The 14,914-nt window shown below is 56.8% G+C and carries 12 protein-coding genes; 10 read left to right on the top strand and 2 right to left on the bottom strand.

Annotated elements, in window-relative coordinates; translation table 11 throughout:
• Positions 1-624: 624 nt before the first annotated feature.
• Entirely contained in the window at positions 625-2,193 is a 1,569-nt protein-coding gene (locus AB2B41_RS10380; RefSeq protein ID WP_367877715.1) for a winged helix-turn-helix domain-containing protein, read from the bottom strand.
• Positions 2,194-2,278: 85 nt separating this feature from the next.
• Between AB2B41_RS10380 and AB2B41_RS10375 the strand changes: the two genes are divergently transcribed.
• Positions 2,279-2,620, top strand: coding sequence for a hypothetical protein (locus AB2B41_RS10375; RefSeq protein ID WP_367877714.1), 342 nt, complete (start codon positions 2,279-2,281; stop codon positions 2,618-2,620).
• Positions 2,621-2,851: 231 nt separating this feature from the next.
• On the opposite strand, the gene AB2B41_RS10370 is transcribed toward AB2B41_RS10375, so the two are convergent.
• Positions 2,852-3,811, bottom strand: a complete 960-nt coding sequence (locus AB2B41_RS10370; RefSeq protein ID WP_367877713.1) for a homocysteine S-methyltransferase family protein — start codon at positions 3,809-3,811, stop codon at positions 2,852-2,854.
• 365 nt (positions 3,812-4,176) lie between these two features.
• On the opposite strand from AB2B41_RS10370, the gene AB2B41_RS10365 reads away from it, so the two are divergent.
• From AB2B41_RS10365 to AB2B41_RS10325, 9 genes are all read left to right on the top strand, one after another.
• Positions 4,177-5,040 (top strand): winged helix-turn-helix transcriptional regulator, encoded by an 864-nt coding sequence (locus AB2B41_RS10365; RefSeq protein ID WP_367877712.1) that lies wholly within the window; start codon positions 4,177-4,179, stop codon positions 5,038-5,040.
• A gap of 207 nt (positions 5,041-5,247) precedes the next feature.
• A complete protein-coding gene (locus tag AB2B41_RS10360; protein ID WP_367877711.1) occupies positions 5,248-5,997 on the top strand; it encodes an SDR family NAD(P)-dependent oxidoreductase in 750 nt (249 codons plus the stop codon).
• A 437-nt stretch (positions 5,998-6,434) separates the two neighbouring features.
• The gene (locus AB2B41_RS10355; protein ID WP_367877710.1) at positions 6,435-6,698 is read left to right on the top strand and encodes a DUF3489 domain-containing protein; all 264 of its coding nucleotides are present in this window, start codon (positions 6,435-6,437) and stop codon (positions 6,696-6,698) included.
• Positions 6,699-6,718: 20 nt separating this feature from the next.
• Positions 6,719-7,108, top strand: a complete 390-nt coding sequence (locus AB2B41_RS10350; RefSeq protein WP_367877709.1) for a DUF2924 domain-containing protein — start codon at positions 6,719-6,721, stop codon at positions 7,106-7,108.
• Entirely contained in the window at positions 7,108-8,736 is a 1,629-nt protein-coding gene (locus AB2B41_RS10345) for a recombinase family protein (RefSeq protein ID WP_367877708.1), read from the top strand. Before AB2B41_RS10350 ends, AB2B41_RS10345 begins: the two co-directional genes overlap by 1 nt.
• Before the next feature lie 735 nt (positions 8,737-9,471).
• Positions 9,472-10,242, top strand: a complete 771-nt coding sequence (locus tag AB2B41_RS10340) for a methyltransferase domain-containing protein (protein ID WP_367877707.1) — start codon at positions 9,472-9,474, stop codon at positions 10,240-10,242.
• Positions 10,243-10,687: 445 nt separating this feature from the next.
• Positions 10,688-12,262, top strand: coding sequence for a winged helix-turn-helix domain-containing tetratricopeptide repeat protein (locus AB2B41_RS10335; RefSeq protein WP_367877706.1), 1,575 nt, complete (start codon positions 10,688-10,690; stop codon positions 12,260-12,262).
• A gap of 138 nt (positions 12,263-12,400) precedes the next feature.
• A complete protein-coding gene (locus AB2B41_RS10330) occupies positions 12,401-13,480 on the top strand; it encodes a PLP-dependent cysteine synthase family protein (protein WP_367877705.1) in 1,080 nt (359 codons plus the stop codon).
• A 106-nt stretch (positions 13,481-13,586) separates the two neighbouring features.
• Positions 13,587-14,909: a pyridoxal phosphate-dependent decarboxylase family protein gene (locus AB2B41_RS10325; protein ID WP_367877704.1), complete on the top strand. Its 1,323-nt coding sequence runs from the start codon at positions 13,587-13,589 to the stop codon at positions 14,907-14,909.
• Positions 14,910-14,914: the final 5 nt, after the last annotated feature.

The following is a 14,914-nucleotide window of genomic DNA, read 5'->3' as shown; positions in this document are numbered from 1 at the left end:
CTGCGCGGGTGTGATACGACGCTCCGCTTGAAGCGGCTGACTTGAGTTGGATTGTTCTGCCGGTAGAACGGCATTCCTATTAAGAGCCATGAACCCTTTCCTTCAGCTAAAGGATGGGTTCGATCGGAGACCTAGACCATCCGGTTATCAGTTCCGTAAGTCACATCTGGCTCCTTGAAGGATGGGCGTCGTTGCCCGTTGACGTTCATCATACGTTCTAGAGTAATATCACGCATCATTTCCCAACAGTCAATCCCAGTATTTTTCTAAGCATATGTAAAAATTAGATATTATCGCTGTCAGCGATATGTCTTTAGATCAAGCCGAAGATCGCAACCAACGTCTGCTTCTTGGCTGCAACGACAGCTCTTATTGACTTCGGCCATTCGCTGCGGACACGATCGATGTCCCAGATGCGGACTGAGTGAGCTTCCGCTGCAAAAACACCAATGTCTGCTCTCAGTTAGGTGTCAATTACGGTCGCGCTCGCGACCACAGCAGTTTCGCAAATCGTAGGCGATATGAGAATTAGGAAGGCTGCCAAACGAGCGAAATGCCCAAAGTCGGGAAGATTAAGTGCCGTGAAAAGTGTGATCGCACGCATTAGGAAGTCTTTGAGTGCGTTTAATGTGGAACACCGGCAGTTTGCAGCAGCGCGACGATGCGGTTCAAGGTTTCAGGATCACGGTAGGGTTCGTGCCGACGAAACATTGTGAGGGTGAAACGAGGATGCGCCCGCCGCAGGGCTGCGACCGTCTCAGCGGCCACTGCAGTTTGGCCCGCCATCGCTTGAGCAGTAGCCAGCAAGGTATAGCCATAGACGGTTGCTGGCACGTGTAGCCGATATTCCTTGGCCAAGATTATCGCTTGTTCATATTCACCCAATAGGGTTAGGCACTGCGTATAACAATACAACGCATCGTTGTTGAGGACGAGCGAGTTGTTGATAGATTCGCGGAAAAGCTCAGCCGCTTTTTGCACGCTTCCTCCGTAAATATGAACAATCGCGTACCCCCATAAATAGCATCGACCCGCTTTGCGACCTTGATCGGCCCGAGCCTCGGCAGCTTCATGGTCGCCTTCCATCATCAAAAGCACCGCGTCGAGGTGAATGGTGTCAGGCAGATCCGGCCACCGCGAGATCAACGTATCAACCAGAGTCCGACATTCGCGCTGGGCGTCGAGCTGGCTTACATCATATGACGACCGCGCCTCTACCCAAAGCGCCCAGCCGTCGGCAACCATCGCATCATAATAGTCCGGATCAATATCCAGCGCCTTGCGATACATGCGGCGGGCCGCTGGAATTGAATCGGGCCCAAATTTTATGTGCTCCAGAACGCCCTGATGAAAATATTCCCATGCCTCAACGCTTCTTGTCCGGCGAAACGCCAGGTGGGCGGCTTCGCCTTCGGTCAGGGCGACCTGTGTTTCGGCGATGATTTCGCCAACGAGGTCATCCTGAATTTCGAAGATGTCATCTATACGCCGGTCATAGCGTCGAGAAAAGACAATCGTACCGTTGCTATTGCTGACAAGCTGTACCGTTACCCGGACGATGTCGCCCGCGCGTCGCACCGCGCCTTTGATCAGGAATTCAGGCTCAAAATCGGTCCCTGCATTCTCGGCGCGTGTGAAATCCCCACCAAATGCATAACGTGATGGAACCGCCAAAACCGTCAACGCCCGCACCATCGATAGGCGTGCGATTAGGTCTTCGCTGAGCCCCTCGGCGAAAAAGTCTTGCTCGCGATCTTCGCTGAGGCTGCTGAAGGGTATGACCGCGATGGCATGCCGACCGGCAAGACTGGGCAAGGCCAGGGCAGGTAAATGAGGCGTGGCGCGACCCGGATTCAGCCGGTAGCCGCGTCGCGGAAGGGTTTGGATCACCTTGTGATCCCGATCTTCAATGGCACGGCGAATGTTGGAAATGCATTGAACAAGACTGTCATCGGTTACGAAAGTATCTCCCCAGATCGTCTCAATCAGGCTGTCCTTGCTGACGACCTGACCGGCATTGTCTGCAAGCAAGCGGAGCACCTCAAGGCTTTGACTACGTAGATCGACTGGCACACCGGACGCATTCGTCAGTTCCGGCAAAGCCGCATCAAATCTGAATTCTCCGAGCGACAGAGTTTGATGCGATTTCGTCGCGATTTCGGGTCGGCTTCGGGACAATTCGCCTTCTGACATGTCCTTCTGCTCCTAGAGGTTGGCCCATTCAGATCACAAGCTAGTCGTACTGGGCAAATCGCAACATCGGTAGGAGGATACCACAATGAAAGTTTCTGCATATGTTTTTGCTCTGTCCATCGTCGGGGGTGCGGTCGAAGCACAATCAATGATCGACCAGCTTTGCGGGCAAACCCACATCAGCCAAACCAATGCACAGGATGATGTGACATCAAATCCAGACGGCTATTACGTGCGCAGTCTGCAAATCCAGTTAGGCCATGGCGATCCGCGCATCGTCCAAGCCGTAGGAAAAGAGTACCATCTCTGTACGCAGTCAGCCGCAACGCCAGAAATGAATGCAAACCGAGTGTTTCGTCTCAAGAACGAACGTGTGATCAAATATCTGTTCGTTCCGCTGGAAGATTGTCCAAAGCCAGTTTCTTGAAACTCCTTGGCTCAAGCGGACGTTCGCTCGAACTGCAGTATCGGTTGGAATGGGCTCTTCTGAGACATCTGACCGCTTTTGTCAGATGTCTGCAAAGCCGCGTTCAGAAGCCATTCGAGACGACCGAACCGACCGGCGACGTCCGCTTTGGCGCCCGAACGACCGCTTCTCCCAGCACCTGCCATTCGGCACTGATGCCTCCGACGTCTCAGATGCGGACGTAGCAGACCTTCAAACGGCCGCATTGTCACATCGAACCTTACCCACTTGTCGCGCGATCTCTGCGATATGACGGCCATCCGTTCCACAACATCCGCCCCAGACGTTGATATGCGGGAGCCGTCGCGCGATTTCGGCCATCTGGCCCCCTAGCTCTTTCGGATCACCGTCTTCAAGATGACCTAGTTTGCATAGATCGAGTGTTTCCATAGCAACGGCGTTCGGCATGAAGCCGCCCAGCCGGTTGATCCAATCGCCTGCGGTCAGGGCCGGCGCGAACTCGGTCGGGTGCGTGCAGTTTATCATATAATAAACTGGCGCATTATCGGTTGCTGCGTCGACGGCGGCAATTGCCTCTTCGAGGGTCTCGCCCCCTTTCAACTTTCCACCTTTTGCGATGAAGAAAGAAATGACGACTGGCATGCCCTCGGCCTTTGCGGCTTTCGCAAGGCCAATCGCCTCTTCGACGCTTGAAAAAGTCAAAGCACTAACAAGATCAGCACCGGCCTTTTTGAAGGTCTGAATTTGCTCGGAGTGGTAATCCTCCGCTTCGGCGACATTCGGAGTCCGACCGACATTGTAGGCGTCCCCTCGTGGACCAATCACGCCGCCGACGAGCATCGGCGTTTCAGGGCTTTCGTATTCCTTGGCGATGTCTCTGTAGAACTCGATGCCACGGATGTTGATTTCTTCGAGGGCCTCACGGGAAAATCCGATCAATTCTCCCCAGTCGCGGCTTGCACGGTAATGTAGGCCCTCGTTGATAACGCCGAAACCGTTTTCAACAGCCGCCTCAACCAGCTTACGCTGATAGTCGGTTAGGCACGCCAGACCGCGTTTATCGTTGATCAGCTCGAAGGCACAGAAGTGTCTCAGCTCGAACCCGTCGACATATTGAAGCCAGGTCTCGAACCCACCTCCGCAGGTCATGTTCTGACCGTTCATCTGTGGCAAACTGTCTTCTTGTGACATATTATTTCTCTCCCTTGTCGCTTTGGAAAATGCGCCCGATTGTGGTTTTGCGCCCTTGGTCGCAGGCGGAGGCGCCATTCTGATGCAGCTTTTCATTATACCACGAAATGCATACCACGAAATGCCGCATCACGCCGTTTAACGGCAACTGAGGATATAGAGACCCGTTGCTGCATCGGCTGCACAAGGTGCCTTTGTTAGGGGCCTAAGTCTGTTGCGCTTTTCATCCTTCGACACGGCTGCAAGCCAGCCAAAGATACGGGTTGCGAGCGCCGCTACGACCAGTCTCGGGTCAGACGTTTTGGTAGCGTGGGACCGGTATGTTTGAGCATGTGCCATAGTAGTCTCTCTTCGTTTTGGCTTCGATGAATGAGATCGATGGACCAACCATGCCGCACAGCTTCGATCTGGGGGTAGTGCAGGAATTGGAGCGATCCCAATACAATTTCTGTACTAGACCCGCTCCTTGCATGGCCCTTAGCTTCACAGGCGAGGAGGATACCGTTGTGAAACAGAAACCGTATGGTCTGATTTGCCCCATAACGCGTGCTTGCGAGTTGCTCGAACCGCGCTGGACAATTGCGATCCTTGTCGGGCTGTGGTCAGGTGCGACCAAATTCAATGAGCTGCGGCGGGAGGTTGGCAGTATTTCCCCGACGCTGCTCTCGCGCCGCCTGAAAGAGCTTGAGCAACTCGGCCTTGTGGAGCGCGTCTCGGACCCTGCGACGGGTTCGGTAGACTACCTCAGGACCGAAACAGCCGTTGCACTAGAGCCAGCGTTGAAAGCCTTGGGAGAGTGGGCCCAGTGCCATGTCGACGCAGAAACAGTTATGGACTCGGCCAGTTCCGCCAGCCTCATGTGGGACATGCGGAAATATTTTGTCGTCGAGGAACTACCAAAGCGACGTGTCGTCCTGCAATTTCGGTTTTCAGATGAACCGTCGGAATATGACCGCTACTGGGTGGTCATCCAGCCGGGTGCCCCCGTTGAGGTATGCACGTCGATTCCTGGCTACGATGTCGATCTCTATGTCGAAACCAGCGTGATTTCGTTGCTTGGCATCTTCATGGGGCGTTCGACATTCGAAAGAGAGGAAGAGCTGGGAGAGCTCTACTTTAGTGGCGACAAGCTCTTGTCGAAAACAATCAACCGCTGGTTACGCCCGCACAATTACGCATCTTTCGATGGGATCAAACAGCTACCCGCCGATAGACGTCGCGCGAAGTAGGTTTTGGGACAAGGTTCGCATGCTGACTAAGCCGGGCAGGAGAGAACTGTTGCCTGCACGGACGATCATAGGCGCAACCCAGGAAAACGGGCGTTTCGTGTCCGCAGATATGCAGCCAAAAGAACGCGTAGGATACACACCCGATGGTGAATGGCAGAGGCAGTGCCATGCGCCTGTTGGTCTCAAACGCTGCTAGGAGGAATTGGAATGGCTCAATTTTCGGGGAAGTCAGTGTTAATAACGGGCGCAAGCGGCGGCCTCGGGCAACAACTAGCTATGGATTTTGCACGCGAAGGTGCAAAAGTTGCTCTCAACTATCTGAATTCTTGGAAGATGGCAGAAGAAACGGCTTCCCATATTGAAGCGGAAGGCGGCGAGGCAATCACCTGCCGAGCGAACATTTCCTCTGCCAGCGAGGTTACTGCTATGGTTGATCGTGTTGTGGCGGAACATGGCGGGGTGGATATTCTGATAAACAACGCCGGTCTTAGCCTCGATGCTCCTTTTCTGGAATTGAGCGAAGAGGCATGGGATAGCGTGGTTGCCGTCAACCTTAAGGGACCCTTTCTTGTGTCGCAGGCCGTTGGGCGTCATATGGTAGCTGCTCAGTGGGGGCGTATAGTAAACATTTCTGCAACGTCAGCCGTGCAGGCCAGAGTTGGAAACGCTAATTATGCTGCTTCGAAGGCTGGTCTGAACATGTTGACCCAGTGCATGGCACTTGAACTAAGTCCGTATGTTAACGTCAACACTGTAGCTTTGGGGTTCGTGGACAGCGATTTGGTTCGTCGGTTGTTTTCGACTGATGAAATTGCACAAGCTGAAGCCAACGTTCCATTGAAGAGATTAACATCATATCAGGAGACCTCTTCCTTCGTTGTAATGCTGGCGTCGGACAGGGCTTCATTCGTGACTGGTCAGACTATTCCCTTCGATGGGGGAAGGGTCATGCGCTGAACCTCGGCAGGCGTTGTTCGTACATTACCGTAGGGCAACTCATTCGCCGAACGGTTAGCGGTTTGGGTGATCAATGACCGCTTCGGGCTGATTGTGTTGAAAAACTCGACGCCGCGAAATTCGCCCCGAAATTTTGGAACAACGTCCCTCCGATTTAGCCCTCAGGAAACTGCGTTCGAAAAAGCGAGCTTTGGCGGGAAGATATTCTGCGAATTTGGCCGCCTTGGTCCGCACACCGAGTTTTTCAACACAATCGGCTCCGAGCCGCCATTCGCTGCGGATTGCGCCAAGGTCTGCTTTCGGGGCGACCTGCACGTTTGACTGGACTTCTGAGCGTGGTGGAGCGGTACTGTCTGTGTCGCTGACGCCCGGGACCTCCGGGCTCCACTCAGTACAGGGCGAGGGATTTGCCTTTGCCCACCGAGTGGAGACACACCATGACAACATCAGAGCTAGTACCGCAGAAGACTGCCAAACCGAAGACGGCTGCGGGTAAGCAAACGCGGCAGGCGCAACTGCACAAATTGCTGACCCGGAAGTCCGGGGTGACCATTGCGCAGCTCCAAAAGACCTTCGGCTGGCAACCGCATACGGCAAGGGCCGCGATATCCGCGCAGCGCAAGGCGGGTTGCGTCGTGGCGCGAACGGTGACGGAAAGGGGATCGGTCTACCGGATTGTCGCAGGGCAGGGCGACCGGTGAGCGCCGGAGAGATAGATCAGGTGTCGATCCTGATCGTTGAGATCGAAGACTGTGATCGATCAGCCTGCCTGGACCGCTGGCGCGCAGCCTTCGGCCGCCCGCCGCCCAAACACCTGTCTCTGCCGTTCCTGAAGCGGGTGCTGATCTGGGAGGCGCAGAACAAAGCACTGGGCGGGGTATCGGCCAAAACGGTGCGTCGCCTGAAGCAGATTGCCTCCGGAAAGACTGTGCCCGCCGCCGCCAAGCCCGGTTCCTTCCTGGTGCGGGAGTGGAACGGGCGGACATACCAGGTTGAGGTGATAGACGGTGGCTATGTCATGGACGGTAAAACCTGGCGGTCCCTCTCAGCCATTGCCAAACACATCACGGGCGCCCACTGGTCAGGTCCGCGCTTCTTCGGGGTCCAGTGATGCGCCGGATCCGCTGCGCCATCTACACCCGTAAGAGTTCCGAAGAGGGGCTTGAGCAGGACTTCAACTCCCTCGATGCCCAGAGGGAGGCCTGCGAGGCCTACATCGCAAGCCAGAAACACGAAGGCTGGGAGGTGCTGCCGGACCGCTTTGATGACGGCGGGAGCTCCGGTGGACATCTGGAGCGTCCCTCGCTGCAGCGCCTGATGCAGGCGGTGGACGAGAAGCGCGTCGACCAGATCGTCGTCTACAAGATCGACCGTCTGACCCGGTCGCTGGCGGACTTTGCCAAGCTGGTGGATCGGCTGGACGCGGCAGAGGCATCTTTTGTGTCGGTCACCCAGAGCTTCAACACGGCGACGAGCATGGGGCGGCTGACCCTGAATGTACTCTTGAGCTTTGCGCAGTTCGAGCGAGAGGTCACGGCCGAGCGCATCCGGGACAAGATCGCGGCCTCGAAACGCAAGGGACTTTGGATGGGTGGGAATGTGCCACTGGGGTACCAGGCCGATGGGCGAACGCTAAAGATAGATGAGCAAGAGGCCGCGACGATCATGTGCCTTTATGACCTGTACCTGAAGCATGGCGCTATCCGGATCGTGAAGGAGCACGCGGACGCCTTGGGTCTCAGATCACGCCAGCGCCTGCGCGGGGCAGGGCGCATCTCGGGCGGCACGGCCTTTGATCGGGGGCACCTCCATCACATTCTAGGTAACCCAATCTACGCGGGCCGCATCCGGCACAAGGGCCAAGTGTATGAAGGGCAGCACCCTGCCATCATCGAGCCTATGATCTGGGAGCGGGTGCAGGAGATGCTCGCAGGCGGGGCGACAAGGGCTCGCGGCGCTAAGCGGGTGGCTGCCCGATCCCCGTTGGCAGGCAAGCTCTTTGATGAGACGGGCGATCGTCTGACACCCAGTCACAGCAAGAAGAATGGCAAGCGTCTGCGCTACTACATCTCCCGCAGGCTGGTGACAGATCGAAGCCGCAAGCATCCCGATGCCTGGCGTCTCCCTGCGGTACAGGTCGAAGGGCTGATTGTCGATCTCATCGCAGCGCATCTGAAGCAGGAAGATATTGCGATGCGCCTGATCCGGGAACTCAACGCATCACAGGTTGAGGCGGCCACAGCCAAACTGCATGCCATCCAGCAGACAAAGGACTGTCTGACATTGATCGAGCGCGCTGACCTTAGCCCGGGCAAGCTGACCATTCGTCTGCACTGTGGTGAGCTCGCGAAAGTAGTCGAGTGCAATCCAGACAAGATCAATCCCGAGGAGCTGACCCTCACAAGCCCCTTCCGGATGCGCAGGCGGGGCGTGGAGCTGAAGCTGCATCTCGGAGACGCACCTGCTGAGATCGACCGAACGCTCGTGCAGAACATCATCAATGCACAGAAGTGGATGTCGCTGATCCTTGGCGGAATGACATTCTCAGAGATCGCCGAAGCTGAGGGCACATCGAAGCGGCGCATCCAGGATGTGGTTGATCTGGCGATGCTCTCACCGGATGTTCTGGATGCCATCGCTGCCGGTGAGCAGCCTGATGGTCTAACCTCGGACTACCTGATCAAGTCAGGTGTTCCGGCTCTTTGGTCAGAACAGAGCGAAATGTTCGCGAAGCTGTAAGCAAAGCTCCTCCAAAACATCCCAAACTCGTACCGCCGGAATGGCAAACAGAGACTGCGGGCCGAAAATGGCCGGATTTGCGCTCCGCACGAGGTCTCACTACAAACCCGCGTGCGTTAAGCGCCTGACCTTGCGCACTTAATGCGCGGAAGCGCGTCGTAAGCTGAAATCGAGGAAGTGTGTGGCTGTGCACGCAGTCTTCGGCGAACTGGTCTCTGCCTCGGATTTCCCTGTTAACAGGGAAAGTACAGGGAAAATTCGCAATTTCTGGCTGAATCTGGGCGATTTTGGCGACTTATGTGCGATTTCCAAGAGCGCTAACAGCGAGTTAGAAGGCATTTCCCTGTTAATTTGATAACAGGGAAGAATTTCCGACTATCAGGGAAAGATTAAGGAGGAACAGGGAAGGGAGGTTGCGAAACAGGGATGTGCATAACCTGCATAACTTGCGATGACGCTGAGGACGTAGCTGCTATACCGAAAGGCCGCTTTCTGTGCATGAGCGGTCATCCATTTGGTTCGCAGCGAAGGTCGGCTCGGAGCCGATCTTGCAGGAATGCTGCGGGATGGCGAATGTCTGATTTTCTGATGGCGGCAACAAACGCGCAAAAATCGAGCGATGTTTCGCCAAGGCTTTGTGGCAAAGGTTTTTGTCAAACCCTCTGCATTTCTAGATGGCCTTTCGACCACTGAGTTACGCGCATCCTGATTTTGCGCTACAAGCAAAGCATGCTTATGTTCGACGAAGCCACAACCAAACTCCTTGAGATCGCTTATCAAGGCGGCGATGTCACTCGTCGCAGGAGAATGGCGTTCGATGCGCTGCATCTGTCTGAAGGAGATGTGGTTGTTGATATCGGTTGCGGGAATGGGCTTTTCACGGAAGAGATCGCTCGCACCGTTGGTTCGTCAGGACGGGTAGTAGGGATCGACCCCAGTGCAGATATGCGCGCCCCAGCTTCCAGTCGTTGCGCCGCTTTCCAGACCGCGCAGATCATTGATGGGCTGGCAGATGCGCTTCCTCTTCAAGACGGTGAGGTAGACAAGGCCGTCGCCGTTCAAGTTCTTGAGTATCTCTCTGATATTCCGGCCGCCATTGGGGAAGCGCATCGGGTTCTTCGGAATGGTGGGCGCTTCGTTGCCATTGATACTGGTTGCAAGACGCTTGACTGGTTTTCCGAGAATGAAGATCGGATGCGACGAGTTCAGGAGGCGTGGGATCACCACTACACTGAACCACGGGTAGCGGCGCTTTGGCCCCGACTCGTAAAAGATGCAGGGTTTGTTGCCGTCGAAGTTGAGCCCTTCACATTTTGCGACACAACCCTTCGCCCGGACGGCATAGCGATCATGCTGTTGCATCTGATGTCGCGGTACGCGGCCGAGAACGGGCACATGACCGAACAAGAGGCTAAAGCATGGTTCGATGAGCAATTCGACCTTGCTGAGCAAGGGCGTTTTTTCTTCTCGCTCACATACTATCGGATGAGTGCAATCAAGGCGTAACCGGCCAAAACCCATACGTTGCTATCACTGGCGATAACAAAACCTCTTGACCAGCTGACCGAAAGCAGACCTTGGCATAGCCGCATTGAACTGCAGCTGCGTCCCGCAACTCGGACTCAGAGCCTGATCCCGCGAGTGTCTTCTGTTGGCAAAAGCGGCCATTCACGCAAGAAATTGCGCATCGGCGTCTATGAATGACCGCTTCTAGCCAGACCGGACGTTCGGCGAAATCGGGGCTATGACTGCAAGGCGGACGCACCGGACCTTCGGCAAGATTTGCCCGGAGTGGCGCACATAGCGAAATATGGATGGCTGACACCCACTATGCCACACGACACGGATCGAATGTCTTCTTTCGCGAGGCGAAGATTGCTCTAAAAAGCTTCGATCTGACTGCGGGTCCACATTGTGTCGACGTGTCATTTGTTTCTGATATCTTGATACTATGAAATACTGTTTCGAGGACTTCAGCATCGATCTGGCACGCCAGGAGCTTTGGCGCGGCGGATCAGCTGTCGATGTCGAGCCGATGGTGTTTCAGCTATTGCAACACTTGATCGAGAACCGCGAGCGGCTGGTCTCAAAAAACGAGCTGTTCACTAAGCTTTGGAACCGGCAAGCGGTGTCGGATGCGGCTTTGTCGACCTGCATCAAGTCCGCTCGGCGGGCCGTCAATGACTCGGGAGACCGGCAGGAGATCATCAAGACGGTTCACGGCAAGGGATTTCGCTGGATCGCACCGCTCAGACCTGTCGCGAAGGCAGCAGTCAATGACCAAGCCGCCACCAACGCCGATGCAATCGACGAAATGTGGGCCGAGGCGGCCCGCCGTCCGTCGATCGCGATCCTGCCATTCGAGATCATCGGAGCGGGCGTGGAAGCTCAGACGCTCAGTGAAGCCATACCGCATGAGTTAATCGCGACGATTGCGCGGCTCCGATGGATTTCGATCATAGCGCGTGGTTCGTCCTTCAGGTTCCATTCCGCGCGGGACGACCTGAACGAAATCCGCCGTCGCCTGGGCGTCCGTTACTGCATGACCGGCAGCGTCGAGGCATCGGAGAAAACTGTCAGTATCAGCGTGACACTGGCCGACACCGAAGACTCGCAGGTGATATGGGCGGACAGGTTTCGCTCAAACATGGAGAACATACACGAGATCCGCGAGAAGATCATTGCCCAAGTGATCTTTGCGATCGAGGTTCAGCTACCGCTCAGCGAGGCGACGAAGGTACGGTTGCGTTCACCGGAGAACATCGATGCATGGGCCACCTACCACCTTGGATTGCAGTCACTCTACCGGTTCGATGAAAGCGAGAATGCACGCGCCGTCGCGCTGTTCGAGAACGCCCTGGCGCTGGAACCCAACTTCGCCCGCGCCTATGCGGCTTTGTCTTTCGCGCATTTCAAGACCGCGTTCATGCATTACGGTAGCGACCGCGAAGTCGCAGTGAATGCCGCGCGGGCTGCTGCGGAGCAGTCGGTCGATCTCGATCCGATGGACCCGTTCACAAACTTCAATATGGGGCGGTCTTTGTGGCTGGTGGGGGACCTGCAAGGAGCGAAGAGCTGGTTGAACCGCTCCACATCACTCAGTCCGAACTTCGCGCAGGGCATTTATGCACGCGCCTGGACCGAAACCGTTTTGGGATCGAGCGAGATAGGACGCCGCCTGTCGGACGATGCTCGAATGCTCAGCCCGCTCGATCCGTTGCTTTATGCGATGCTGGCAACCCGGGCCATGAGCCTTGCCATCGAAGGAAATCACACCGAGGCCGCCAAGTGGAGCGTCCGCGCGGCGAACGCCCCGGGCGCGCATGATATGATATCGCTGATCGCTATTTTCACGAATGAATTGGCGGGCAACCGCGAGGAGGCAGCCAACTGGGCACGCCGGGTCCTGGCCAGTCGGCAAGATATCAAGCAGGACCAATTCTTTCGGTCTTTCCCATTTAACGACCCAGGGACACGCCGTGAGTTCTCCGATGCGCTTAGCCGACACGGGATCTCCGAAAGCTGACCGGCTGAATCACGTCTCAGATTTCCTCATGATTTCCTCAGGTTTCGCTCAAGACCTGTGCTCTGCGCCCCCTTAGCCTCGTTTTTATCGAGCCGCCGCCAACCAGACGTCGGCTGAGAAAAGCTAAGAGGATTCAGTATGACCGCAGGACAACTCAGAACAACCGAAGGAAATAGACGCCGGTATGACAGCGTGCTGGACACGATCGGAAACACTCCAACTATCCGCATCAACAATCTGGGCCCCAAAGGTGTTGATCTCTATGTCAAATTCGAGGCATTCAACCCGGCGGGATCTGTCAAGGATCGGCTCGCTGTAAACATCATAGAGGCTGCCGAACGGAGCGGTGCGCTGAAGCCAGGCCAGACTGTTGTCGAGGCGACAAGCGGTAACACGGGTATCGGACTTGCCATGGTCTGTGCTCAGAAAGGCTACCCGTTGGTTGTCACCATGGCCGACAGCTTCTCTGTCGAGCGGCGTCGCCTGATGCGGATGCTCGGTGCAAAGGTGGTTCTGACGCCAAGGGCGGAAAAGGGCCTCGGGATGTATCGCAAGGCGGTCGAACTGGCCGAGGCGCATGGATGGCTGCTTGCGCGTCAGTTCGAGACCGAGGCGAATGCCGAAATCCATGCCGCGACCACCGCGCGGGAAATCATCAACGACTTCGCGGGTGCCCCGCTCGATTATCTGGTGACCGGTTACGGCACCGGCGGCACATTGACGGGCATTGCCCGGGTCCTGCGTTCCGAGCGCCCGGATACGAAGATCGTGTTGTCCGAGCCAGCTAATGCGCAGCTTCTGGGAAGTGGGATTCCGACCGAACGGGGACCGGCGGGAGAACCCATGTCGAGCCACCCGGCGTTCGAGCCGCATCCGATCCAAGGTTGGACGCCCGATTTCATCCCTGCTGTTCTGCAAGAAGCGGTCGACAAGGGGTATTACGACGAATTGCGCCCGGTGCCGGGTCCCGTCGGTGTCGAATGGGCACGCAAGCTTGCCAGCAAGGAAGGTATCTTCACCGGCATCTCGGGCGGCGCGTCATTTGCTGTTGGAATCGAGGTTGCCGAGAAGGCGGAGCCCGGATCATCAATCCTTTGCATGCTGCCTGACACGGGCGAGCGTTACCTGACCACACCGCTTTTCGAAGGTATCGCCGAGGAAATGTCTGAAGAGGAGATTACGATCTCCCAATCGACCCCCGGCTACCAGATGAGCTGAGATGTCTGATCCGCTTGATCCCCTTGGTGCCGCTTTCGACCGGTCACTTGCCTATCGCCGCGGCCTGCCAGAGCAGAGATGCTCGCCGAGGAAGGGCTATCGTGAGATGCTCGATCTCTTTGACGAGCCGTTGCCAGAAACAGGTGAAGACAGCGTTGCGGTGATTGAGGACCTCGCCTTGCGCGGTGAGCAAGGGTTGAACCAGATGGCTCACCCGCGCTTCTTCGGTTGGGTGCTCGGCGGGTCTGCCCCGGTCGGTGTTGCGGCGGACTGGCTCGTCAGCGCTTGGGGACAGAACGCCGCTTTCCACGGCTCTTCGCCCACCGGGGCAGCCATAGAAGAAATCGCGGGGCGCTGGCTGCTGGATCTGCTCGATCTGCCGCGCGATGCGGCCGTCGGCTTCGTAACAGGCGGCACGGTCGGCAATTTCACCGCACTGGCTGCCGCACGGAGTGCCGTTCTCAGGCGACAGGGCTGGGACGCGGACGCGGACGGGTTGTTCGGCGCCCCTCCGGTCGAGGTCTTCATTGGGAAGGACGCCCATACCTCGGTCTTCGCAGCACTAGGCTACCTCGGCATGGGGCGAAAACGGGTTCATCGGGTCCGCACCGACCAGGAAGGCCGGATGATCGCGGGAGATCTCGCGCGTCAGATGGAGGACGCGACCGGCCCTTCAATCGTGGTTGCACAAGCAGGGCAGATCAACACCGGCGCCTTTGATCCCTTCGGAGATATCGTGAGCATCGCCCGGGCCGCCGGTGCTTGGGTACATGTCGACGGCGCGTTCGGTCTCTGGGCCAGAGCGCATCGCGACTATTGTAGCCTTACGGAAGGCGTCGAGACGGCGGACTCTTGGTCTGTCGACGGTCACAAATGGCTGCAAACACCCTTCGATAGCGGATACGCCATCGTGCGGGACACCGCTGCCCTGCAAGCCGCCATGAAAATCGATGCGAGCTATCTGCCGCCACAGGGTCAGGGAGAGCGCATTCCATGTTTCCTCGTGCCGGAACTGTCGCGCCGCGCGCGCGGCATTCCCACCTGGGCCATGATCAAATCGCTGGGCCGCATGGGCGTCGAAGCATTGGTCGCTCGTCATTGCGGTATCGCCCAGCGCATTGCGGAACGGCTTGCTGCGGCAGATGGTGTCCGGGTTTTGAACGACGTAGTACTTAACCAGATCATCGTGAGCTTCGGCTGCCTGACGGTAGCTGCAGGGGACGGCAAGAGCGCGACAGAGGCCGTGATCACCGCGTTGCGTGACAAAGGCGAGATCTTCGTAAGTGGTGGTTACTGGCATGGCGAATGGGTCATGCGGATCTCGGTGATCTGCGACGCAACGATGCCCGGGGATGCCGACGTGGTGGCAAGCCTGATCCTCACGGCTTGGGCGGAGGTGCGAGAAGCTGCGATCGGCCAAGGGAGGTGATCTCG

This window comes from Sulfitobacter sediminis (assembly GCF_040811725.1).
In the GTDB taxonomy this organism is placed as follows: domain Bacteria; phylum Pseudomonadota; class Alphaproteobacteria; order Rhodobacterales; family Rhodobacteraceae; genus Sulfitobacter; species Sulfitobacter sediminis.
The sequence above is the reverse complement of the archived record's forward strand: the minus strand, read 5'-3'. Positions and strand labels throughout refer to the sequence as shown.

What these genes read in the sequence shown, in the direction of transcription:
- AB2B41_RS10360 (WP_367877711.1), top strand. Translation starts at nt 5,248, where the DNA reads ATGGCTCAATTTTCGGGGAAGTCAGTGTTAATAACGGGCGCAAGCGGC.
- AB2B41_RS10335 (WP_367877706.1), top strand. Translation starts at nt 10,688, where the DNA reads ATGAAATACTGTTTCGAGGACTTCAGCATCGATCTGGCACGCCAGGAG.
- AB2B41_RS10365 (WP_367877712.1), top strand. Translation starts at nt 4,177, where the DNA reads ATGAATGAGATCGATGGACCAACCATGCCGCACAGCTTCGATCTGGGG.
- AB2B41_RS10375 (WP_367877714.1), top strand. Translation starts at nt 2,279, where the DNA reads ATGAAAGTTTCTGCATATGTTTTTGCTCTGTCCATCGTCGGGGGTGCG.
- AB2B41_RS10380 (WP_367877715.1), bottom strand. Translation starts at nt 2,193, where the DNA reads ATGTCAGAAGGCGAATTGTCCCGAAGCCGACCCGAAATCGCGACGAAA.
- AB2B41_RS10370 (WP_367877713.1), bottom strand. Translation starts at nt 3,811, where the DNA reads ATGTCACAAGAAGACAGTTTGCCACAGATGAACGGTCAGAACATGACC.
- AB2B41_RS10330 (WP_367877705.1), top strand. Translation starts at nt 12,401, where the DNA reads ATGACCGCAGGACAACTCAGAACAACCGAAGGAAATAGACGCCGGTAT.
- AB2B41_RS10345 (WP_367877708.1), top strand. Translation starts at nt 7,108, where the DNA reads ATGCGCCGGATCCGCTGCGCCATCTACACCCGTAAGAGTTCCGAAGAG.
- AB2B41_RS10325 (WP_367877704.1), top strand. Translation starts at nt 13,587, where the DNA reads ATGCTCGATCTCTTTGACGAGCCGTTGCCAGAAACAGGTGAAGACAGC.
- AB2B41_RS10355 (WP_367877710.1), top strand. Translation starts at nt 6,435, where the DNA reads ATGACAACATCAGAGCTAGTACCGCAGAAGACTGCCAAACCGAAGACG.
- AB2B41_RS10340 (WP_367877707.1), top strand. Translation starts at nt 9,472, where the DNA reads ATGTTCGACGAAGCCACAACCAAACTCCTTGAGATCGCTTATCAAGGC.